Genomic DNA, 436 nt, shown 5'->3' with positions numbered 1-436 from the left:
CTGGGTATTCTCTACCTTTCTACAAAGTAAAAAAGACAGCGGTAGCTTACTTACGAACTATGTAGAAAATGCAAAACGAATTGAAAAGAAGAATTTAAATCAAATGATGCTCGCTCCCTTCCAGTCGTTATCACATAAGTATCTGACAGAAGAAAAGAAAGAGCAGATTCAGAAAAAATTAGAAGAAGCTGGCCTGGATACGAAACCAGAAGAATATTTAAAAATGAAGGTAGCATATCCCATCATTTTCACCTCTGTTTTCTTGATATGTACGGTGTTCCATGATTACTACTTATTTAAAGTGGGTGTGTTGATTTCACCGCTACTTTATTTCTATCCTGATTATCTATTAAAGAGAAGAATCAAGCAGGCGATAGAAGCTAGGAAGTTCGAATTACCAGAGTATCTAATTCCTATGCTGCAGTTGTTAAAAACA

1 pseudogene is annotated in these 436 nt (G+C 35.3%); it reads left to right on the top strand.

Annotated elements, in window-relative coordinates:
- Positions 1-436, top strand: a pseudogene (locus tag MR170_RS31130) (hypothetical protein); the annotation flags it as partial.

Origin of the sequence: Bacillus cereus group sp. BfR-BA-01524, assembly GCF_022662595.1 — a bacterium.
Lineage (GTDB): Bacteria > Bacillota > Bacilli > Bacillales > Bacillaceae_G > Bacillus_A > Bacillus_A thuringiensis_S.
Note: the sequence above shows the minus strand (reverse complement) of the source record. Positions and strands in the feature narration are given on the sequence as shown.